This window comes from Pseudomonas sp. BTN1 (assembly GCF_001907715.1).
Lineage (GTDB): Bacteria > Pseudomonadota > Gammaproteobacteria > Pseudomonadales > Pseudomonadaceae > Aquipseudomonas > Aquipseudomonas paracarnis.
This window is the reverse complement of record NZ_MPBM01000019.1, coordinates 306693-327390: the sequence shown is the minus strand read 5'-3', so window position 1 is coordinate 327390 and position 20698 is coordinate 306693. Positions and strand designations below refer to the sequence as shown.

18 protein-coding genes are annotated in these 20698 nt (G+C 61.0%); 7 read left to right on the top strand and 11 right to left on the bottom strand.

Annotated elements, in window-relative coordinates:
* Nucleotides 1-35 precede the first annotated feature (35 nt).
* Nucleotides 36-956: a LysR substrate-binding domain-containing protein gene (locus BMH52_RS09100; RefSeq protein WP_014720465.1), complete on the bottom strand. Its 921-nt coding sequence runs from the start codon at nucleotides 954-956 to the stop codon at nucleotides 36-38.
* A 152-nt stretch (nucleotides 957-1108) separates the two neighbouring features.
* Here BMH52_RS09100 and BMH52_RS09095 point away from each other — a divergent pair, with 152 nt between their 5' ends.
* Nucleotides 1109-2512, top strand: coding sequence for a NorM family multidrug efflux MATE transporter (locus BMH52_RS09095; RefSeq protein ID WP_014720466.1), 1404 nt, complete (start codon nucleotides 1109-1111; stop codon nucleotides 2510-2512).
* 64 nt (nucleotides 2513-2576) lie between these two features.
* Here the strand turns inward: BMH52_RS09095 and BMH52_RS09090 are convergent, their stop codons facing one another.
* The gene (locus tag BMH52_RS09090; RefSeq protein WP_014720467.1) at nucleotides 2577-4241 is read right to left on the bottom strand and encodes a bifunctional diguanylate cyclase/phosphodiesterase; all 1665 of its coding nucleotides are present in this window, start codon (nucleotides 4239-4241) and stop codon (nucleotides 2577-2579) included.
* A gap of 266 nt (nucleotides 4242-4507) precedes the next feature.
* Between BMH52_RS09090 and rep the strand changes: the two genes are divergently transcribed.
* Together rep and BMH52_RS09080 are read left to right on the top strand one after the other, a co-directional pair.
* A complete protein-coding gene (gene rep, locus BMH52_RS09085; RefSeq protein ID WP_073843436.1) occupies nucleotides 4508-6517 on the top strand; it encodes a DNA helicase Rep in 2010 nt (669 codons plus the stop codon).
* Nucleotides 6518-6575: 58 nt separating this feature from the next.
* Complete coding sequence (locus tag BMH52_RS09080; RefSeq protein ID WP_003195447.1) at nucleotides 6576-7148, top strand: xanthine phosphoribosyltransferase; 573 nt, start codon at nucleotides 6576-6578, stop codon at nucleotides 7146-7148.
* Between the two features lie 116 nt (nucleotides 7149-7264).
* On the opposite strand, the gene BMH52_RS09075 is transcribed toward BMH52_RS09080, so the two are convergent.
* The 6 genes from BMH52_RS09075 to dadA form a co-directional block, all read right to left on the bottom strand.
* Nucleotides 7265-9187, bottom strand: a complete 1923-nt coding sequence (locus tag BMH52_RS09075) for an acetyl-CoA hydrolase/transferase C-terminal domain-containing protein (protein WP_014720468.1) — start codon at nucleotides 9185-9187, stop codon at nucleotides 7265-7267.
* Between the two features lie 138 nt (nucleotides 9188-9325).
* A complete protein-coding gene (locus BMH52_RS09070; protein ID WP_019819811.1) occupies nucleotides 9326-9736 on the bottom strand; it encodes a cytochrome c5 family protein in 411 nt (136 codons plus the stop codon).
* 182 nt (nucleotides 9737-9918) lie between these two features.
* On the bottom strand, nucleotides 9919-10467 hold the full coding sequence (locus BMH52_RS09065; RefSeq protein WP_014720470.1) for a cupin domain-containing protein: 549 nt from the start codon (nucleotides 10465-10467) through the stop codon (nucleotides 9919-9921).
* Nucleotides 10468-10583: 116 nt separating this feature from the next.
* Nucleotides 10584-11657 carry an alanine racemase gene (gene alr, locus BMH52_RS09060; protein ID WP_034129082.1) on the bottom strand — a complete coding sequence of 358 codons (1074 nt, stop codon included), beginning with the start codon at nucleotides 11655-11657 and terminating at the stop codon, nucleotides 10584-10586.
* 79 nt (nucleotides 11658-11736) lie between these two features.
* On the bottom strand, nucleotides 11737-12090 hold the full coding sequence (locus BMH52_RS09055; RefSeq protein ID WP_014720472.1) for a RidA family protein: 354 nt from the start codon (nucleotides 12088-12090) through the stop codon (nucleotides 11737-11739).
* Nucleotides 12062-13363, bottom strand: coding sequence for a D-amino acid dehydrogenase (dadA, locus tag BMH52_RS09050; RefSeq protein WP_014720473.1), 1302 nt, complete (start codon nucleotides 13361-13363; stop codon nucleotides 12062-12064). Before dadA ends, BMH52_RS09055 begins: the two co-directional genes overlap by 29 nt.
* A gap of 156 nt (nucleotides 13364-13519) precedes the next feature.
* Here dadA and BMH52_RS09045 point away from each other — a divergent pair, with 156 nt between their 5' ends.
* Nucleotides 13520-14008, top strand: coding sequence for an Lrp/AsnC ligand binding domain-containing protein (locus tag BMH52_RS09045; protein WP_003176896.1), 489 nt, complete (start codon nucleotides 13520-13522; stop codon nucleotides 14006-14008).
* A 71-nt stretch (nucleotides 14009-14079) separates the two neighbouring features.
* On the opposite strand, the gene BMH52_RS09040 is transcribed toward BMH52_RS09045, so the two are convergent.
* Nucleotides 14080-14433: a YkgJ family cysteine cluster protein gene (locus BMH52_RS09040; protein ID WP_003195461.1), complete on the bottom strand. Its 354-nt coding sequence runs from the start codon at nucleotides 14431-14433 to the stop codon at nucleotides 14080-14082.
* 115 nt (nucleotides 14434-14548) lie between these two features.
* On the opposite strand from BMH52_RS09040, the gene BMH52_RS09035 reads away from it, so the two are divergent.
* Complete coding sequence (locus tag BMH52_RS09035) at nucleotides 14549-15841, top strand: FAD-binding oxidoreductase (RefSeq protein ID WP_073843434.1); 1293 nt, start codon at nucleotides 14549-14551, stop codon at nucleotides 15839-15841.
* Here BMH52_RS09035 and BMH52_RS09030 read toward each other — a convergent pair whose 3' ends face one another.
* Nucleotides 15842-16066 carry a DUF1127 domain-containing protein gene (locus BMH52_RS09030; RefSeq protein WP_032901894.1) on the bottom strand — a complete coding sequence of 75 codons (225 nt, stop codon included), beginning with the start codon at nucleotides 16064-16066 and terminating at the stop codon, nucleotides 15842-15844. It lies immediately after the preceding gene.
* Nucleotides 16067-16232: 166 nt separating this feature from the next.
* Here BMH52_RS09030 and BMH52_RS09025 point away from each other — a divergent pair, with 166 nt between their 5' ends.
* Nucleotides 16233-17657, top strand: a complete 1425-nt coding sequence (locus tag BMH52_RS09025; protein WP_003195467.1) for a PLP-dependent aminotransferase family protein — start codon at nucleotides 16233-16235, stop codon at nucleotides 17655-17657.
* A 61-nt stretch (nucleotides 17658-17718) separates the two neighbouring features.
* Nucleotides 17719-19287, top strand: coding sequence for a phospholipase D family protein (locus BMH52_RS09020; RefSeq protein ID WP_014720476.1), 1569 nt, complete (start codon nucleotides 17719-17721; stop codon nucleotides 19285-19287).
* 125 nt (nucleotides 19288-19412) lie between these two features.
* On the opposite strand, the gene BMH52_RS09015 is transcribed toward BMH52_RS09020, so the two are convergent.
* Nucleotides 19413-20555 carry an MFS transporter gene (locus BMH52_RS09015; RefSeq protein ID WP_019819806.1) on the bottom strand — a complete coding sequence of 381 codons (1143 nt, stop codon included), beginning with the start codon at nucleotides 20553-20555 and terminating at the stop codon, nucleotides 19413-19415.
* Between the last annotated feature and the right edge of the window lie 143 nt (nucleotides 20556-20698).

Sequence of the window (20698 nt, the reverse complement as noted above, 5' to 3'; positions counted from 1 at the left end):
TCCCGCAAACGATTGCACACCCGGTCCGGCCCTACTCAATCGAGGCGTTCAACCTGGGGCAATTCCATCGCCTTGACTTCGCCCTGAAGAAATTCCGCCAGCCGTCGCAAACGCTCCCCGCCCGGGCGAGTTTTCGGCCACACCAGGTAGTAGCTTTCCCCACTGGCGACCGCCGTGGGCCACGGCAGGCTCAAGCGTCCCTGCGCCACGTCTTCGGCCACCATCAGCAAGTCACCCATGGAGACGCCATAGCCACGGGCGGCAGCGATCATGCCCAGCTCGAGCGTGTCGAACACCTGCCCACCCTTGAGTGAAACGTGAGATGACAACCCCATGCGCTGCAGCCAGTAACGCCAGTCGCGGCGGTCTGGGGTCGGGTGCAGCAGTTCGGCGGTTGCCAGCCGCGTCACGTCCCAGGGACCGTCGTCCAACAGATTCGGCGCTCCCACCGGGATCAGCATTTCCGCAAACAGATAACTGGCCTCCCAGTCCGCCGGAAAGTGCCCGTTGCTGAGCAACACTGCACAGTCGAACGGCTCTTGGTTAAAGTCCACTTCATCGATGCTCATCCACGCACTGGTGAGCTGTACCTCATTGCCTGGCTGCAATGCGCGGAAGCGACTCAACCGCGCCAGCAGCCAGCGCATGGTCAAGGTGGACGGCGCCTTCATACGCAGGATGTCATCTTCGGCATTCAAGGTATGGCAAGCACGCTCCAGGGCAGCGAAGCCTTCCCGTACGCCAGGCAGCAACAACCGCGCCGCTTCCGTGAGCTGCAATGTGCGACCGCTGCGCTGGAACAATCGGCAGGCGAAATAATCTTCGAGCGTACGGATATGCCGGCTGATCGCACTTTGGGTAATCGACAACTCCTCAGCCGCGCGGGTAAAGGAGTGGTGCCGGGAGGCGGCTTCAAATGCCCGCAAGGCATAAAGAGGAGGAAGACGACGGGACATTCTGAAAGCTCCGACTGCGCAATCTGGAAACCCTACCAGAATCGCTCAAGCATGAGTTTTAATCATGCCAACGATCGCTTTTATCCTTTTGTGCAATGCGCTGAATGCGCCGAGAATCAACCCTTCCCCACCTTCTTGATTATTCGAGTGTGATGATCATGCAACATCCGGCACGTACCGAACTCTGGGCCATTCTGCGGCTGTCGGGGCCGTTGATTGCCTCACAGTTGGCGCACATGCTGATGGTGCTGACCGACACCCTGATGATGGCGCGCCTGAGCCCCGAGGCCTTGGCAGGCGGCGGCCTGGGCGCGGCGAGCTATTCGTTCGTGGCGATCTTCTGCATCGGCGTGATCGCAGCCGTGGGCACCCTGGTCGCCATTCGCCATGGCGCGGGCGATATCGACGGCGCCACCCGCCTGACCCAGGCCGGGCTGTGGCTGGCGTGGTTGATGGCGCTGGCGGCGGCGTTGCTGTTATGGAACTTGAAGCCGGTGCTGCTGATGTTTGGCCAGACCGAAACCAACGTGCAAGCAGCCGGGCAATTTCTGACGATCCTGCCCTTTGCCCTGCCCGGCTACCTGAGCTTCATGGCTCTGCGCGGCTTTACCAGCGCCATCGGCAAGGCCACTCCGGTGATGGTGATCAGCCTGTGCGGCACCGTGGTCAACTACCTGCTCAACCATGCCTTGATCGAAGGCATGTTCGGCCTGCCGAAACTGGGCCTGATGGGCATCGGCCTGGTGACTGCCATCGTCGCCAACGGCATGGCGCTGGCATTGATGTGGTACATCCGCAGCAACCGGGCCTACGCCGCTTACCCGCTGGGCACCGGCCTGCTGCGCCTGAATACCCATTACCTGCGCGAGCTGTGGCGCCTGGGCCTGCCGATTGGCGGCACCTATGCGGTAGAGGTCGGGTTGTTTGCCTTTGCGGCGTTGTGCATGGGCACCATGGGCAGCACGCAGTTGGCGGCGCACCAGATCGCCCTGCAGATTGTCTCGGTGGCCTTCATGGTGCCGGCGGGGATGTCCTACGCGGTGACCATGCGCATCGGCCAGCATTACGGCGCCGGGCAGTTGCTGATGGCACGCCTGGCCGGGCGAGTCGGCATAGGATTCGGGGCCATGGTGATGTTGGGATTCGCAGCAGTGCTGTGGCTGTTTTCCGACCCACTGATCGGGCTGTTCCTCGACCATGACGACCCGGCGTTCCATGACGTCATCGTCCTGGCGGTGAGCCTGCTGGCCGTCGCCGCCTGGTTCGAATTATTCGACGGTGTGCAGACCATCGCCATGGGTTGTATCCGGGGTTTGAAGGACGCCAAGACCACCTTCCTGGTGGGGCTGGGTTGCTATTGGCTGATTGGCGCACCGTCGGCCTGGTTGATGGCGTTCACCCTGGGCTGGGGGCCCACCGGCGTCTGGTGGGGCCTGGCACTGGGCCTGGCGTGTGCGGCGGTGAGCCTAACCTGGGCATTTGAGGCGAAGATGAAGCGGATGATTCGGCAGGAGCCAGATGCTCCTGTTGGTTTCCAAGCGGCAATGCCTGACTAGCAAGTGCACGCGGCCCATGTGGGAGCTGGTTTGCCTGCTCCCACATTTGAACCACTTTGAAGGCTTAGCCCAACAGCGCCTGCTGGCTTTGACCAAACAGCAGGTATTCCACCAGCTCCGGCAACGGCAACGGCTTGCTGATCAGGTAACCCTGGACCTGATCGCACCCAAACAAGCGCAAAAGTTCAAGTTGCTCAGGGGTTTCCACGCCTTCGGCGACCACTTCCAGATTGAGGTTGTGGGCCAGGTTGATCATGGCGTGCACCAGCTTGCGGTTTTCTTCGCGCTCTTCCATGCCGCCGACAAAGCTCTTGTCGATCTTCAACAAGGCAATCGGCAGGCTGTTGAGGTGCACAAACGACGAAAACCCGGTGCCGAAGTCATCCAGGGAAAACCGCACACCCAGCCGGCCAAGGGCGTCCATGGTCTGCTTGACCAGGTCGCTGCGGCGCATCACGGCGGTTTCGGTCAATTCGAACTCCAGCCATTGCGCTTCCACGCCGCGCTCGGCAATCAGGCGGCTGAGGGTAGACAGCAACTGACTGTCCTGGAACTGGCGAAACGACAGGTTGACCGCCATGTGCAGCGGCGGCAGGCCGCGTTCACGCAGGTCTTGCATGTCGCGCAGGGCTCGGGAGATCACCCAGTAGCCCAATGGCACGATCAAGCCACTCTGTTCGGCCAGCGGCACGAACTCGCTGGGCGGCAACAAGCCGCGCTCGCCGTGACGCCAGCGCACCAGGGCTTCGAGGCCAACGATATGACCGTCGTCCAGGTCCAGGCGCGGCTGGTAATGCAGCTCCAACTCATCGCGACGCAAAGCCCGGCGCAGTTCACTTTCCAGGTCGGCCAGGCTGCGGGCGTTGCGGTTGATGCGCTCATTGAAGATATGGAAGGTGCAGCCCTGGGTACTTTTGGCCTGCTGCATGGCGATATGGGCGTGCCACATCAACGGGTCGGCGCCAGCGCGGGCTCGAGCATGGGCCATACCCAGGCTGCAACCAATCAACAGGCTTTCACCATCCACCCAGTAGGGCTCGGCCATCACTTCGGTGATGCGCTCAGCCATCCACTCGGCGCGCTGAGGCGCCCGGCGGGTATCGATCAACAAGGCAAACTCATCGCTGCCCAGGCGCGCCAGTTGGTCCCCGGCTTCGAGCTGGCTCTTGAGCCGCGACACCACTTGCAGGATCAACCGGTCGCCCGCCTGATGGCCGAGAGCATCGTTGGCATGACGAAAATTGTCCAGGTCCAGATGACCGAGGGCCAGGCCACGGCCGTCATTGTCCGCCAAGCGTGCAGCGAGCAAGGTCTGGAAGCCCTGACGGTTGGCAATACCGGTGAGCGGGTCCTGCTCGGCCAGGCGCTGCAAGGTATTCTCCAGCACGCCGCGCTCGCGCACATGGCGCAGGCAGCGGCGCAATGTGTCGGCGTCCAATGCATCCAACACCAACCAATCGCTGACACCCAGCGGCGACACCAGTGGCTCCTGCTCCAGCAGCAATACACACGGCAGGCTGCACCGGCCAGGGCCTGGCTGCAGGCTGGGCGTGGTCAATAACACAGCACCCTGGTCGTCATCGAACAGGCGGCTTACCGAGTCCCAGTTGGGCGCACTGATCAGCACAGCCCCTTCGCCCATCGGCGCCAGGCACTCGCGCAACAACGCTGCCCACTCAGGCTCATCGGCCAGCAGCAGCAAACGCAAGGGTTCGACAGGCGTAGACACGCTAACTCCCTAGACTCTGCAAAATTTCATTAGCGGTGCCATTATGACGTGCGGCCTGACAATGACAAAGGATGACAAATGATAGGTGTTATCAAATACGCAGACTGTAAATAATCGTCTCGGATATTCCTCCACATCCTGCGGCAAAGTAGCAAAACCGGCAAATTTAGATCGAGTGGTACGTCACACCGTCGTTCTATGGCAGCAGAATCTTTCCAGCCTGTTAAAATGCCCGCCCTTTTGAACAACGACCCCTAAAATTCCGTATGTCCCGACTCAATCCCCGGCAGCAAGAAGCCGTGAACTACGTCGGCGGCCCTCTATTGGTGCTCGCCGGTGCAGGCTCCGGCAAGACCAGCGTGATCACGCGCAAGATCGCGCACTTGATCCAGAACTGCGGCATCCGCGCCCAGTACATCGTCGCCATGACCTTCACCAACAAGGCGGCACGGGAAATGAAAGAGCGGGTCGGCACCCTGCTCAAAGGCGGCGAAGGCCGCGGCCTCACCGTGTGCACCTTCCACAACCTGGGCCTGAACATCATCCGCAAGGAGCATGTGCGACTGGGCTACAAGCCCGGCTTCTCGATCTTCGACGAGACCGACATCAAGGCCCTGATGACCGACATCATGCAGAAGGAATACGCGGGCGACGACGGCGTAGACGAAATCAAGAACATGATCGGCTCGTGGAAAAACGACCTGATCCTGCCCGCCGAAGCCCTGGAGGCCGCACGCAACCCCAAGGAGCAGACCGCCGCCATCGTCTACACCCACTATCAGCGTACGCTCAAGGCGTTCAACGCGGTGGACTTCGACGACCTGATCCTGCTGCCGGTCAAGCTGTTCCAAGAGCACAAGGACATCCTGGAGAAGTGGCAAAACAAGGTGCGCTACCTGCTGGTGGACGAATATCAGGACACCAACGCCAGCCAATACCTGCTGGTGAAGTTGCTGATCGGTACGCGCAACCAGTTCACCGTAGTGGGCGACGACGACCAGTCGATCTACGCTTGGCGCGGCGCCCGCCCGGAAAACCTGATGCTGCTCAAGGAAGACTACCCCTCCTTGAAAGTGGTGATGCTGGAGCAGAACTACCGCTCCACCAGCCGCATCCTGCGCTGCGCCAACGTGCTGATCTCCAACAACCCCCACGAGTTTGAAAAACAACTGTGGAGCGAGATGGGCCATGGCGACGAGATCCGTGTGATCCGCTGCCGCAACGAAGACGCCGAAGCCGAGCGCGTGGCCGTGGAAATCCTCAGCCTGCACTTGCGCACCGACCGGCCCTACAGCGACTTTGCGATCCTGTATCGCGGCAACTACCAGGCCAAGCTGATCGAGCTGAAATTGCAGCATCACCAGGTGCCGTATCGCCTGTCGGGCGGCAACAGCTTTTTCGGACGCCAGGAAGTCAAAGACCTGATGGCCTACTTCCGGCTGATCGTGAACCCGGACGACGACAACGCCTTCCTGCGCGTGATCAACGTGCCACGCCGGGAAATCGGCTCCACCACCCTGGAAAAGCTCGGTAACTACGCCACCGAACGCAAGATTTCCATGTATGCCGCCACCGACGAAATAGGCCTGGGCGAACACCTGGATACGCGCTTCACCGATCGCCTGTCGCGCTTCAAGCGTTTCATGGACAAGGTGCGCGAGCAGTGCGCCGGCGAAGACCCGATCAGCGCCTTGCGCAGCATGGTCATGGACATCGACTATGAAAACTGGCTGCGCACCAACAGTTCCAGCGACAAGGCCGCGGATTACCGCATGGGCAACGTCTGGTTCCTGATTGAAGCGCTGAAGAACACCCTGGAAAAAGACGAAGACGGCGAGATGACCGTCGAGGACGCCATCGGCAAGCTGGTGTTGCGCGACATGCTCGAGCGCCAGCAAGAAGAGGAAGACGGTGCCGAAGGCGTGCAGATGATGACCTTGCATGCCTCCAAGGGCCTGGAATTTCCCTACGTGTTCATCATGGGCATGGAAGAGGAAATCCTCCCGCACCGCTCCAGCATCGAAGCCGACACCATCGAGGAAGAACGCCGCCTGGCCTACGTGGGCATTACCCGCGCACGTCAGACCCTGGCCTTCACCTTTGCCGCCAAGCGCAAGCAATACGGTGAAATCATCGATTGTGCCCCCAGCCGGTTCCTGGATGAACTGCCGCCGGACGATCTGGCCTGGGAAGGCAATGACGACACGCCCACCGAGGTGAAGGCCGTTCGCGGCAATACCGCCTTGGCGGACATACGCGCGATGTTAAAACGCTAGAATCGACTACTTTTTAATCTACTTTCGGCGCACAACGCGCCATTAGAGGAAGCTTTCCGTGGAAGCACTGCACAAGAAAATTCGCGAAGAAGGCATCGTGCTTTCCGATCAGGTCCTCAAGGTTGACGCCTTTCTGAACCACCAGATCGACCCGGCACTGATGAAACTGATCGGCGACGAGTTCGCCGCACTGTTCAAGGATTCGGGCATCACCAAGATCGTCACCATCGAAGCGTCGGGCATTGCCCCGGCGATCATGACCGGGCTGAACCTGGGTGTGCCGGTGATCTTCGCCCGCAAGCAGCAGTCGTTGACCCTCACGGAAAACCTGCTGTCGGCCACGGTGTATTCCTTCACCAAGAAAACCGAAAGCACCGTGGCGATCTCCCCGCGCCACCTGACCAGCAGCGACCGCGTGCTGGTGATCGATGACTTTTTGGCCAACGGCAAGGCGTCCCAGGCGCTGATCTCGATCATCAAGCAGGCCGGCGCGACCGTCGCCGGTTTGGGCATCGTGATCGAGAAGTCGTTCCAGGGTGGGCGTGCAGAACTGGATGCACAGGGTTATCGGGTTGAGTCGCTGGCGCGGGTGAAGTCGCTGGCCGGTGGTGTCGTGACCTTTATCGAGTAATCACTGTGTGGGAGCTGGCTTGCCTGCGATAGCGGTGTGTCAGTCGACAGAGATGTCGACTGACAGGCCCTCATCGCAGGCAAGCCAGCTCCCACATTAGCTTTTGCGTTGCGCTGTCAGTGGGCGGTGGCCTGCAGTCCGGCCAGCAGCAAGCGTTGATACAGGTCTTCCTTGATGCCCTCCGGCTTATCCAAGCGCATGCGCTGCAAATGCTCGGGAAACGCCTCCGGCTCCGGCGCGTCGAGTGCCGCCTTGCCCAACTCCAGAATTTCCGTGAGCTTGAATTTGCTCTTGAGCCAGTTCAGCGCTCGTAACAAATCCCGCTCTTCATTCGTGAAGTCGCTGCCCAGGGGGTATTCCGGGAACAGGCGACGATGCCTGGCCTGAATCGCCTGAAGCCGCTCTGGCGTGTTGTCGGCGAAACGGGGATCCAACTGGAAATCCTTGGGCAGTTTGCCGGCCTTTTGCGCCTGCTCAATCAAGTCGTGCTGGAACCTTGAGTCAGTGATGTTCAGCAACGCTTCGATCACCTTGGCATCCGTCTGACCGCGCAAGTCGGCAATACCGTATTCGGTAATGACGATATCCCGCAGGTGCCGGGGAATGGTGCAGTGGCCGTACTCCCAGACAATATTGGAACTGACCTCACCCGCCGACTCACGCCAGCTGCGCAAAATCAGGATTGAGCGTGCACCTTCCAGCGCATGCCCCTGGGCCACGAAATTGTATTGCCCGCCCACACCACTGAGCACGCGACCGTCTTCCAACTGATCAGCCACGCCAGCACCGAGCAAGGTGACCATGATGGCGCTGTTGATAAACCGAGCATCCAGGCGCTGCAGGCGCTTGAGTTCTTCCTGCCCGTACAGCTCGTTGATGTAGCTGATGCGGGTCATGTTGAATGCCTGGCGCTTGGCATGGGTCATTTCCTGCAGGCGCTGGTAAAAACTGCGCGGTCCCAGGAAGAAACCGCCATGAATCGACACGCCATCAGGTTGCGCCGCGTCGTCCAGGGTGCCCGCGTTGGCCTGCATCTGGGTCGCCACATCCGGGTAGACCTTGCGCCGCACGATCCCGGCATCGGCCAATACCAGCAGGCCGTTGACGAACATCTCGCTGCAACCGTAAAGGCCACGGGCAAACGGCTCAACGCCGCCTTCGCGGCTGATCAACGGTGCCCACTGGTACACATCCAAGTCGGTGAGCAACAGGCGATAGGCTTCGTTGTCGGCCTGGCGCGCCAGCAGGGCAGCCGTCAGGGCATCGCCCATGGAGCCGATGCCAATCTGCAACGTACCGCCATCACGCACCAGGGTGCTGGCATGCAGGCCGATAAAATGATCCTGAAAGCCCACCGGCATATTCGGGGTGGAGAACAACGTGGTGCTGTCTTTTTCATCCAGCAGGTAGTCGAACTCATCCATGCCCAACTCGGCATCGCCAGGCATGTAGGGCAAATCGCTATGGACCTGGCCGACGACCAGGATGGTCTCCCCGGCCGCGCGGCGCTTGGCGATCATGGGCAGCAGGTCGAGAGTGATATCCGGGTTGCAGCTCAGGCTCAGGCGGTCGGGATGCTCGCTGCTACTGGCAACCAATTGCGCCACCAGGTTCAGGCCGGCGGCATTGATGTCGCGGGCCGCATGGCTGTAGTTGCTGCTGACGTAATCCTGCTGCGCCGCGGCGCTGTGGAGCAGGCTACCGGGCTGCATGAAGAATTGCTGCACACGGATATTCTTCGGCAGGCTGCCCCTGTGCAGGTCCGCGAGGAAATCCAGTTCGGGGTAGTCGCCAAACACCCGTTCGATGAAGGGTTCGAGAAAGCGCTTTTGAAGACCATCACCCTGCGTAGGCCGACCCAGGCTCAGCGCGGTATAAAGCGTCAGCGCCCGTTCGGGCAACTTTGCGATACGCCGGTACAGCGCGTTGACGAACAGGTTGGGCTTGCCCAGCCCCAGCGGCATGCCCATGTGGATATGCGCCGGCAGGCGCTCCAGTACGTCGTCAACTGCTTGCTCGATTGAACACAACTGCACCATCCGACTGCTCCCGAACATTCCATGAATTAGGGGTTGGACCGAGCTTGCCGGGTCTTTGCTGCAATGAACAGCCTGAATACCAAATCGCGGTTACAAAAAAGCCGCTCGTAAGCGGCATTTTTGACGAAGATCGACCGATTACAGCCCGGACATCTTCTTGATCGCACCCTTGAGGTCGTCGTCCGAGCAATCAGCGCAGGTGCCTTTGGGCGGCATGGCGTTGATACCGGTGATGGCCTTTGCCAGGATGCCATCGAGGCCACCTTGATGGTCGGCGCGCTCTTTCCATGCGGCGGTGTCGCCAATTTTTGGCGCACCCAAAAGGCCGCTGCCGTGGCACGCGTTACAGTGCTTGGCGATGATATCATCGGGGGTTTTCGCGCCGCCGCCGCCGGCTGCCACGGCAACTTCCATGCCCTTGCATTCCTGGCCCTGGACGCAAACCTGGCCCACAGGCTCCAGGCGCTTGGCAATGTCATCATTGGTCGCAGCTTGAGCGCTGACAGCCCATAGGGCCAGTACGGTTGCTGGTGCAGCCAGCATTTTCATAATTAGGTTCACGCGTTCACCCTCAATGGTGGCTATTCACGCCTGCGGCCACGGTTTCGCAGGCGGCGAAAGTATAACGGTTAGCCCGCCTGGCCGAAACAACCCTATTAAATAAAGGGAGATTCGGCCTCACGGTGTACAGCTGCGGGAACCTCTGCAACGCTGGCAGGGCGCCTCTATTCTTAAAAGTTCGCGGGTGTGGCTGCGCTGATTAGTCGCGCCGGCACGTCGAACGGATTGCGAAAACGATGAGGCCTGGTGCTTTCAAAGTAGTAGCTATCGCCCGCTTCGAGCACAAAAGTTTCAAGGCCGACCACCAATTCCAGGCGCCCTTCCACCAGAATTCCGGTTTCTTCGCCTTCATGAGTGAGCATTTCTTCGCCCGTGTCGGCACCCGGAGGGTAGATTTCATTGAGAAATGCGATGGCCCGGCTTGGGCGCGCCCGGCCCACCAGTTTCATGGTGACGGCACCGTCAGAGATGTCGATCAGCTCATTGGCTTTATAGACGATCTGCGTCGGTATTTCCTGGAGGACTTCTTCGGAAAAGAACTCGACCATGGACATGGGGATACCGCCCAGCACCTTGCGCAGGGAGCTGATCGAGGGGCTGACGCTGTTTTTCTCGATCATCGAAATGGTGCTGTTGGTGACGCCCGCACGCTTGGCGAGCTCACGCTGGGAAAGACCTTTGAGTTTACGGATGGATTGCAGTCGTTCGCCGACGTCCAATGCAGGAGCCTCCTAGGATTCAGGCTTTGTTGTAATTGAGCGTTATCATGGCGACAGCGTTCAGTATTTACAACACTTGGGCCTAAATCCCGGCGTGCTCGGTTCGTTGCCGGCGGCTAAGCGCCGCTATAGAGCCTTGGCACTCGGCGCAGATTGCAGAAAATCTGATAAGGGATGGTCTCGGCGGCCACGGCCACATCGCTGGCGAGGATGTGCTTGCCCCACAGCTCTACGGTGGAACCAAGGCCCGCCTGGGGCAAGTCGGTGAGGTCGACACACAGCATGTCCATGGACACGCGCCCCAGCAGCCGGCTGCGCTGGCCAGCGACCAGCACCGGTGTGCCGGTAGGCGCATGGCGCGGGTAACCGTCGGCATAGCCCATGGCAACCACGCCGATGCGCATCGGCTTGGGCGTGACGAACCTGGCGCCATAGCCCACCGGCTCACCGGCTGGCAACTCGCGCACGCAGATGACTTTGGATTCCAGGGTCATCACCGGCTGCAAGCGCGCGGCGAGGGCCTGGTCTTCGCCAAAGGGCGTTGCGCCGTAAAGCATGATACCGGGGCGCACCCAGTCGCTGGACACGCTCGGCCAGCCCAATACAGACGGTGAGTTGCGCAGGCTGACCTCAGCCGCCAGCCCCTGGCGCGCCGCCTCAAACACCGTTACTTGTTCGTTGCTGCTGACGCAATCGAGCTCATCGGCGCGGGCAAAATGGCTCATCAGCACGATTTTTGCCACTTTGCCACTCGCCAGCAGGCGCTGATACGCCTCCTGGTAATCCTTGGGGTGCAGGCCCACACGGTGCATGCCCGAGTCCAGCTTCAGCCACACTGTCAGCGGCTTGCTCAAACGAGCTTGCTCGATGGCGTCCAACTGCCACAGCGAATGCACCACGCACCACAAATCCTGCTCGATGATCAGCGGCAGCTCGTCGGCCTCGAAAAAACCTTCCAGCAGCAACACCGGCGCACGAATGCCGGCGGCGCGCAGTTCCAGCGCTTCCTCGATGCACGCCACCGCGAACCCGTCGGCTTGCGCCTCCAGTGCCTGGGCCACGGGCACCGCGCCATGGCCGTAGGCATCGGCCTTGATCACGGCGAGGGCCTTGGCCCCGGTGACTTCTCGGGCCAATTGGTAGTTATGGCGCAGGGCTTGGAGATCGATCAGGGCACGGGCTGGACGCATGGCGGCAGGCTTCTAGGCAGCAAAGTCAATAAAAAACCGGTGCCGACCAACAACGCCGGCACCGGGAGAGGGATCATTGTTAAGGCAGCGCAGCCACGACTGACAGCTCTACCAGAATCTCGGGTTCGCACAGCTTGGCTTGCACAGTGGCGCGGGCCGGGGCGACGCCTTTGGGCAGCCACTTGTCCCACACCGCGTTCATGCCGGCGAAGTCGGCGTCGATGTCTTTGAGGTAGATCGTCACCGACAGCAACCTGGACTTGTCAGTACCGGCCAAGTCCAGCAAGCGCTCGATATTGACCAGGGTTTCACGGGTTTGCTGTTCAATCCCGGCGCTCATGTCGTCGCCTACCTGCCCTGCCAGGTACACGGTACCGCTGTGGACAACGATCTGGCTCATGCGCTCATTGGTGAGCTGGCGCTGGATTGACATGTTGTGCGGACTCCTGGTGGTTGCCATAACGGGAAATATCGAGGCCTGCGGCGCTGATCTGCGGCGTTTTCTTCGCCATCAGGTCGGCCAGCAAGCGACCCGAACCACAGGCCATGGTCCAACCGAGGGTACCGTGGCCTGTATTCAGGAACAGGTTCTTGAACGGCGTGGCACCCACAATCGGCGTGCCGTCTGGGGTGGTCGGGCGCAGGCCGGTCCAGAAACTGGCTTGGGCCAGATCGCCGCCCTGAGGATAAAGGTCGTTGACGATCATCTCCAGGGTTTCACGTCGCCGCGGGTTCAGCGACAGGTCAAAACCGGCTATTTCAGCCATGCCACCGACGCGAATACGGTTGTCGAAACGGGTGATCGCGACTTTGTAGGTTTCATCGAGAATGGTCGAGGTCGGCGCCATTGCCGGGTTAGTGATCGGCACGGTCAGCGAGTAGCCCTTGAGCGGGTACACGGGCGCCTTGATGCCCAATGGCTTGAGTAACTTGGGCGAGTAACTGCCGAGGGCCAGTACATAGCGGTCGGCGGTTTCCAGCTTGCCGTCGATCAGCACACCATTGATGCGGTCGCCTGCGTAGTCCAGGCGCTGGATGTCTTGTTCGAAGCGGAATTCCACGCCCAATTGTTTGCACATGTCGACCAGGCGCGTGGTGAATATCTGGCAATCGCCCGTCTGGTCGTTGGGCAGGCGCAAGGCACCCGCGAGGATATCGGTGACGCTGCCCAGAGCCGGTTCAACCCGGGCAATGCCGGCTCGGTCGAGCAATTCGAATGGCACGCCGGACTCTTTCAGCACGGCGATGTCCTTGGCGGCGCCATCGAGCTGGGCCTGGGTGCGGAACAGTTGGGTAGTCCCGAGGCTGCGCCCTTCGTAGGCAATGCCGGTCTCGGCGCGCAATTCGTCGAGGCAGTCGCGGCTGTACTCGGACAGGCGCACCATGCGTTCCTTGTTCACCGCGTAGCGGCTGGCCGTGCAGTTGCGCAGCATCTGCGCCATCCACAGGTATTGGTCGATATCAGCAGTGGCCTTGATTGCCAACGGCGCGTGGCGTTGCAACAGCCACTTGATCGCCTTGAGTGGCACACCCGGCGCGGCCCAGGGCGAAGCATACCCAGGGGAGACCTGGCCGGCGTTGGCGAAACTGGTTTCCATGGCAGCGGCAGGCTGACGATCAACCACCACGACATCAAAGCCGGCCCGCGCCAAATAATAGGCACTGGTCACCCCAATGACGCCGCTACCCAAGACCAGAACGCGCATTTTTATATCCTCATCGCGGGCTTGGCCGCTGACGTGTGTTATTCGAGCAATGATGAGCGCAGTGTAAAAAACAATCGACAGTGCATTTCACTATATAAATGCCTATATTTGGCGACAATTCTTGGCAAAAACCCTTTTGACAGAGGCGTATCCCCTATGCGTACCAACACCCAGACCAAACGGGAGCTGGACAAGATCGACCGCAATATCCTGCGCATCCTGCAAACCGACGGGCGCATCTCGTTCACGGAGCTGGGGGAAAAGGTCGGGCTATCCACCACGCCCTGCACCGAGCGCGTGCGGCGCCTGGAGCGCGAAGGGATCATCATGGGCTACAACGCACGGCTCAATCCCCAGCATTTGAAGGGCAGTTTGCTGGTATTTGTCGAGATCAGCCTGGATTACAAGTCGGGTGACACCTTTGAAGAATTCCGCCGGGCCGTGCTGAAACTGCCTCACGTGCTGGAGTGCCATCTAGTGTCGGGTGATTTCGACTACCTGGTGAAAGCGCGAATCTCGGAGATGGCTTCGTACCGCAAATTGCTGGGCGATATCCTGCTCAAACTCCCCCATGTGCGCGAATCCAAGAGCTATATCGTGATGGAAGAGGTGAAAGAAAGCCTGAACCTGCCGATCCCTGACTGACCCACTGACACAACACGGTCAAATGTGGGAGCTGGCTTGCCTGCTCCCTTGGTTTTAACCGAGTACATCCGCTAGACCAACACCTGCCGGGTACTCGCCATGTACTCATGAATCTGCTTCTCCACCCGCGGATGAATCAGCTCCACTGGCCGGCGGCCATTAGGGCACGGCAAGGTCTTGGTGGTGCCGAACAGGCGACAGATCAGCGGCCGCTCGTCATACACCGTGCAACCCTTGGGCCCCAGGTGCACGCAGTTCAGCTCGTCCATCGCCGCCTCTTGCTCGGCAGCGGTCTTGCGCGGCAGGCGCGACATTTCCTCGGGCGAGGTGGTCACCGGCCCACAGCAGTCGTGGCAACCGGGGACGCACTCGAACGAAGGAATCTGGCGACGCAGCGCGCTGATTTTCTGACTGTTGCAACTCATCGAAACCCATACCGAACGGCGAATAGACGTGGATTCTGACGCAAAACGCCCCGCGCAGACAGCGTCGTGCGACCACTGTATCCTGCGTCAAATTTTCCAGACAGGGAGGTTCCCCATGACCGCCAGCGCCCGGCACACCGCTTCCTACTACGCCGCCAGCAGCGTGCCGCAACCGGATTACCCGACGCTGACCGGTGAGGTAAACGCCGATGTCTGTGTGATCGGCGGGGGGTTCTCCGGGCTCAACACCGCCTTGGAATTGGCCGAGCGCGGCTTTCGCGTGGTGTTGCTGGAGGCGCGCAAAATCGGTTGGGGCGCCAGCGGGCGCAATGGCGGCCAGTTGATTCGCGGTGTCGGCCACGGGCTGGATCAGTTCACCCAGGTGATCGGCAGCGACGGCGTGCGCCAGATGAAGCTGATGGGCCTGGAAGCCGTGGAGATCGTGCGCGAGCGTGTGGAGCGCTTCCAGATCCCCTGTGACCTGACTTGGGGCTACTGCGACCTGGCCAACAAACCCCGCGACTTGCAGGGCCTGGCCGAGGATGCCGAAGAGCTGCGCAGCCTGGGTTACCGCCACGAAGTGCGCCTGTTGCAAGCCAGCGAGATGGGCACCGTAATCGGCTCTGAGCGCTATGTAGGCGGCATGATCGATATGGGTTCCGGTCATCTGCACCCGCTGAACCTGGCACTGGGTGAGGCTGCCGTTGCCCAGCAGTTGGGCGTGGCGCTGTACGAGCAATCCCAAGTGACCCGTATCGACTATGGCCCTGAGGTCAAGGTGCACACCGCCCAAGGCACTGTGCGCGCCAAGACCCTGGTACTGGCCTGCAACGCCTACCTGAACGGGCTCAACCCGCAACTGAGCGGCAAGGTGTTGCCCGCCGGCAGCTACATCATTGCCACCGAGCCCTTGAGCGAGGCGCAAGCCACCAGCCTGTTACCGCAGAACATGGCCGTGTGTGACCAGCGCGTGACGGTGGATTACTTCCGCCTGTCCGCCGACCGTCGCCTGTTGTTCGGCGGCGCCTGCCACTACTCCGGTCGAGACCCCAAGGACATCGGCGCCTACATGCGGCCGAAGATGCTGCAGGTATTCCCCCAATTGGCAGACGTGAAAATCGACTACCAATGGGGCGGCATGATCGGCATCGGCGCCAACCGCCTGCCGCAGATTGGCCGCCTGGCCGATCAACCCAACGTGTATTACGCCCAGGCCTATGCCGGCCATGGCCTCAACGCCACGCACCTGGCGGGCAAGCTGCTGGCCGAGGCCATCAGCGGCCAGCAACAGGAGCGCTTCGATCTGTTCGCTCAGGTGCCACACATCACCTTCCCCGGCGGCAAACACCTGCGTTCGCCGTTGCTGGCCCTGGGGATGCTCTGGCACCGCCTCAAAGAACTGCTCTGATCAATCGCGCCAGAAGGGTTTCAAACCCTCACGGCGCGCCTGCTCGGCGGTCAGCCCGATGTCGCGTAACTGCTCGCGGCTCAGGTCCAGCAGGGCCTTGCGCGTATGGCGACGGCGCCAGAACAGATGCCAGCGGCCAGGCGCCGGGGCAGTGAGCGCCTGCTCCTGCCCCGCTTCCAGTTCCTGACTGCGTAACGCCAGCCGTACATCGCTCATGCCGCTCATTTGACTGCCCCTCATTGGCCTGTTGCCTTGAGTGACCAGCATGCGCGGGCGGCCAGAACCATTACAGATTCAGCCAACTTTTATTAGATCCATACAGATACTCCCTATGCGTGGCTGAATCCTGTATTTTCCTTCTATCTGTACTGGTCCCTCGGGAGCGACCACCATGACTCTTTACGTCAACCTCGCCGAATTGCTCGGCACCCGCATTGAACAGGGCTTCTATCGTCCGGGCGATCGGCTGCCCTCGGTGCGGGCCTTGAGTGTGGAACATGGGGTGAGCCTGAGCACCGTGCAGCAGGCATATCGGTTGCTCGAAGACAACGGCCTGGCGATGCCCAAGCCCAAGTCGGGCTATTTTGTTCCGGTGGGCCGTGAACTGCCGGCACTGCCCGAGATTGGCCGCCCGGCCCAACGGCCAGTGGAAATCTCCCAGTGGGACCTGGTGCTGGAACTGATTCGTGCGGTGCCGCGCAAAGACGTCATACAGATGGGTCGGGGCATGCCGGATGTATTGTCGCCCACCTTGAAGCCGCTGCTGCGTAGCCTCGCCCGTGTCAGCCGGCGCCAAGACCTGCCGGGGCTGTATTACGACAATATCCTCGGCTGTATGGAACTGCGTGAGCAAATCGCCCGGCTTTCATTGGACTCCGGTTGCCAACTGAGCGCCGAAGACATCGTGATCACCACCGGTTGCCACGAAGCCCTCTCCGCCAGCATTCACGCCATTTGTGAGCCCGGCGATATCGTCGCGGTGGATTCGCCCAGCTTCCACGGTGCCATGCAGACCCTCAAGGGCCTGGGCATGAAAGCCCTGGAAATCCCCACCGACCCGCTCACCGGCATCAGCCTGGAGGCCCTGGAGCTGGCGCTGGAGCAGTGGCCGATCAAAGTCATCCAGCTCACTCCAAACTGCAACAACCCCTTGGGCTACATCATGCCGGAAGCGCGCAAACGCGCCTTGCTGACCTTGGCCCAGCGCTTTGACGTGGCGATTATCGAAGACGATGTGTATGGCGAACTGGCCTACAGCTACCCACGCCCGCGCACCATCAAATCCTTCGATGAAGACGGGCGTGTGCTGCTGTGCAGCTCGTTCTCCAAAACCCTGGCGCCCGGCCTGCGCATTGGCTGGGTCGCACCGGGACGCTATCTGGAACGGGTGCTGCACATGAAATACATCAGCACCGGTTCTACGGCTACACAGCCGCAGATTGCCATTGCAGAATTCCTCAAAGGCGGTCATTTCGAGCCGCATTTACGCAGGATGCGCACCCAATACCAACGTAATCGCGACTTGATGCTGGATTGGGTCAGCCGTTATTTTCCCGCTGGTACGCGTGCCAGCCGGCCCCAGGGCAGCTTTATGTTATGGATCGAGCTGCCGGAGGGCTTCGACACCTTGAAGCTCAACCGCGTGCTGGTGGAACAAGGCGTACAGGTGGCGGTAGGCAGTATCTTCTCCGCTTCCGGCAAGTACCGTAACTGCTTGCGCATGAACTACGCTGCCAAGCCAACAGCGCAGATTGAAGAGGCCGTGCGCAAGGTAGGTGCTGCCGCTGGCAAGATGCTGGAAGAGACGGCGGACTGACCTTTCCCGAGCAATTGCCGTCATATGCCACAACCGCCCTGACCTGGAAGCAGTTTCCTTGATGATTCGACGGCTTTTACCGTTTTGCCTGCTGGCCGCCCTGGCCCTGGGCGGCTGCGCCACGGTCGACACCCCGCGCATCCCCAGCGATGCCCTGCCGGCGAAGGACTCCTCGTTCGGTCGCTCGATCCAGGCCCAGGCCGCCCCCTACCAAGGGCGCTCGGGCTTTCGTTTGCTGCCCAACAGCAGTGAAGCCTTCATGGCCCGCGCCGAGTTGATCCGCAACGCCCAGACCAGCCTCGACTTGCAGTACTACATCGTGCACGACGGCATCAGCACACGCATGCTTGTGGACGAACTGCTCAAGGCCGCCGACCGCGGGGTGCGCGTACGCATTCTACTGGACGACACCACCAGCGATGGCCTCGACCAGATCATCGCCACCCTCGCCGCCCATCCCAAGGTGCAGATACGCCTGTTCAACCCGCTGCACCTGGGGCGCAGCACCGGCGTTACACGCGCCATGGGCCGTGTATTCAACCTGTCGCTGCAACACCGGCGCATGCATAACAAGCTGTGGCTGGCCGATAACAGCGTGGCCATCGTTGGCGGGCGCAACCTGGGCGACGAGTATTTCGACGCCGAACCCAACCTGAATTTCACCGACATCGACATGCTCAGCGTCGGGCCGGTAGCCGAGCAATTGGGTCACAGCTTCGACCAGTACTGGAACAGCGCCCTGAGCAAGCCTATCGATGACTTCGTCTCGAACAAACCCTCCAAGGTCGACCTCGCCGTCGCCCGCGGGCGCCTTGAAGCCTCCCTGGCTCAGTCCCGTCAGCAGAACCACGCGCTGTATAACCGCCTGCGCACTTACCAGACCCAGCCCCGCATGGACATCTGGCGCCGCGAGTTGATCTGGGCCTGGAACCAGGCGCTGTGGGACGCACCGAGCAAGGTACTGGCCAAGGCCGACCCCGACCCGCGACTGTTGCTGACCACCCAGCTGGCGCCAGAGCTGGCGGGGGTCAGCCATGAGCTGATCATGATTTCGGCTTACTTCGTACCGGGCCAACCTGGGCTGGTCTACCTCACAGGGCGTGCCGATGCGGGTGTTTCGGTGCGCCTGCTGACCAACGCCCTCGAAGCAACCGACGTACCGGCCGTGCACGGCGGTTATGCGCCGTATCGCAAGGCACTGCTGGAGCACGGGGTGAAGCTCTATGAGCTGCGCCGGCAGCCGGGCGACCCCAGCGCAAGCAGCGGCCCGCACCTGTTTCGGCATGGCAGCTGGCGCGGCTCGGACTCCAGCCTGCACAGCAAGGCGATGATTTTCGATCGAGAAAAGTCGTTTATCGGCTCATTCAATTTCGACCCGCGCTCAGTGCTGTGGAACACCGAAGTCGGCGTACTGGTGGACAGCCCCGAACTGGCCGAACACGTGCGCAACCTGGCGCTGGAAGGTATGGCGCCAGCGTTGAGCTATGAGGCCAAACTGCAGGACGGCCAAGTGGTGTGGGTGACAGAAGACAACGGCCAGATGCACACTCTGACGCGCGAACCGGGCAATTGGTGGCGGCGGTTCAACGCCTGGTTCGCCACCAGTGTTGGCCTGGAACGCATGCTCTAAAACCCCTGCGAATCACCTGTGGGAGCCGGGCTTGCCCGCGATAGCGGTGTGCCAGACAACAAATCCGCTGGCTGACAAACCGTCATCGCAGGCAAGCCAGCTCCCACATTGGCCGCGTTTAAAGGTCAGGCCGGCTGCGTAGCGCCGAAAGCCCCCTGGCGCAGCAACAGCACCACCAACCCCAGCGCCCCGGCCGCCATCAACAGCGGCAGCGCATGCCCACTGATCCACTGGCTGCCCGCTCCTGCCACCAGCGGCCCGATCAGGCAGCCAATGCCCCACAGCTGCGCCACGTGAGCGTTGGCACGCACCAACGCATCGTCGCGGTAGCGCTCGCCAATCAAAATCAGCGACAAGGTAAACAAACCGCCGGCACTGGCGCCGAACAGCACCCACACCGGCCAGATCAGCAAGGTGTGCATCAATAACGGCACCGCCAGGCTCGATGCCAGCAACAACAGTGCACAGGCCAGAAACAGAGTGCGTCGCGGCAGGTAGTCGGCCAGCGCGCCAATGGGCAATTGCAGCAACGCATCGCCCACCACCACCGTGCTGACCATCGCCAAGGCGATCTCAGCGGTAAAACCCTGTTGCAGGCAATACACCGGCAACAACGTCAGAATCATCGCTTCGAAGGCAGCGAACAACGCCACAGCCCAGGCAATCGCCGGCAGGCCCAGGCAAAAGCGCCACAGGTCGCCAAACGTCACGCTGAACGAATCCGCTGTCGGCGCCCCGGTACGTCCTAGCAACAGTAACGGCGCCACCACTAAAAGGCCTGCGCCGACCCAGAAGCCATAGTCATGATCGGTGCCTATCAGGCCCAGCAGCAACGGCCCCGACAGCTGGCTCAAGGCATAGCTGCAGCCGTAGAGCGCCACCAGCCGGCCACGCCACTGCTCGACCACCAGTTGGTTGATCCAGCTTTCGCCAAGGATGAATACGATGGTCAGGATCACCCCGATCATCAGCCTGAGCACCAGCCACACCGGGTAGCTGGGCAGGATCGCCAGCAAGCCGATGGACACCGCACCGGCCCACAGGCACAGGCGCATCAGGTTGGCAGTGCCGAGCCAGGACGCCATGCGGCTGGAGACCTTGGCGCCCAGCAGTACGCCGAATGCCGGCATCGCCGCCATCACGCCAATGGCGAAACTGCCATAACCCCAACCTTCAAGACGCAGGGATACCAACGGCATGCTGACACCCAGGGCCAGGCCAACGCTGAGTACCGAGGCCAGCACGGCGAAATATGTCGCCCAACGCATTGCCACGCTCCTGTGGATAATTCTGCTTCGCAAAACGAACTGTAGGAGCGAGCTTATGTGGGAGCTGGCTTGCCTGCGATACAGACGCCTCGGTGTGTCAGCCACACCTCAGTGATGCTATCGCAGGCAAGCCAGTTCCCACC

Excerpts from the sequence above, each read along its gene's own strand:
- BMH52_RS09025 (WP_003195467.1), top strand. The coding sequence starts at position 16,233 with ATGACTCTTTACGTCAACCTCGCCGAATTGCTCGGCACCCGCATTGAA.
- dadA (WP_014720473.1), bottom strand. The coding sequence starts at position 13,363 with ATGCGCGTTCTGGTCTTGGGTAGCGGCGTCATTGGGGTGACCAGTGCC.
- BMH52_RS09095 (WP_014720466.1), top strand. The coding sequence starts at position 1,109 with ATGATCATGCAACATCCGGCACGTACCGAACTCTGGGCCATTCTGCGG.
- alr (WP_034129082.1), bottom strand. The coding sequence starts at position 11,657 with ATGCGTCCAGCCCGTGCCCTGATCGATCTCCAAGCCCTGCGCCATAAC.
- BMH52_RS09030 (WP_032901894.1), bottom strand. The coding sequence starts at position 16,066 with ATGAGCGGCATGAGCGATGTACGGCTGGCGTTACGCAGTCAGGAACTG.
- BMH52_RS09045 (WP_003176896.1), top strand. The coding sequence starts at position 13,520 with ATGCGTACCAACACCCAGACCAAACGGGAGCTGGACAAGATCGACCGC.
- BMH52_RS09070 (WP_019819811.1), bottom strand. The coding sequence starts at position 9,736 with ATGAAAATGCTGGCTGCACCAGCAACCGTACTGGCCCTATGGGCTGTC.
- BMH52_RS09020 (WP_014720476.1), top strand. The coding sequence starts at position 17,719 with ATGATTCGACGGCTTTTACCGTTTTGCCTGCTGGCCGCCCTGGCCCTG.
- BMH52_RS09015 (WP_019819806.1), bottom strand. The coding sequence starts at position 20,555 with ATGCGTTGGGCGACATATTTCGCCGTGCTGGCCTCGGTACTCAGCGTT.
- BMH52_RS09040 (WP_003195461.1), bottom strand. The coding sequence starts at position 14,433 with ATGAGTTGCAACAGTCAGAAAATCAGCGCGCTGCGTCGCCAGATTCCT.
- BMH52_RS09075 (WP_014720468.1), bottom strand. The coding sequence starts at position 9,187 with ATGGTGCAGTTGTGTTCAATCGAGCAAGCAGTTGACGACGTACTGGAG.
- rep (WP_073843436.1), top strand. The coding sequence starts at position 4,508 with ATGTCCCGACTCAATCCCCGGCAGCAAGAAGCCGTGAACTACGTCGGC.
- BMH52_RS09100 (WP_014720465.1), bottom strand. The coding sequence starts at position 956 with ATGTCCCGTCGTCTTCCTCCTCTTTATGCCTTGCGGGCATTTGAAGCC.
- BMH52_RS09055 (WP_014720472.1), bottom strand. The coding sequence starts at position 12,090 with ATGTCAATCCAGCGCCAGCTCACCAATGAGCGCATGAGCCAGATCGTT.
- BMH52_RS09035 (WP_073843434.1), top strand. The coding sequence starts at position 14,549 with ATGACCGCCAGCGCCCGGCACACCGCTTCCTACTACGCCGCCAGCAGC.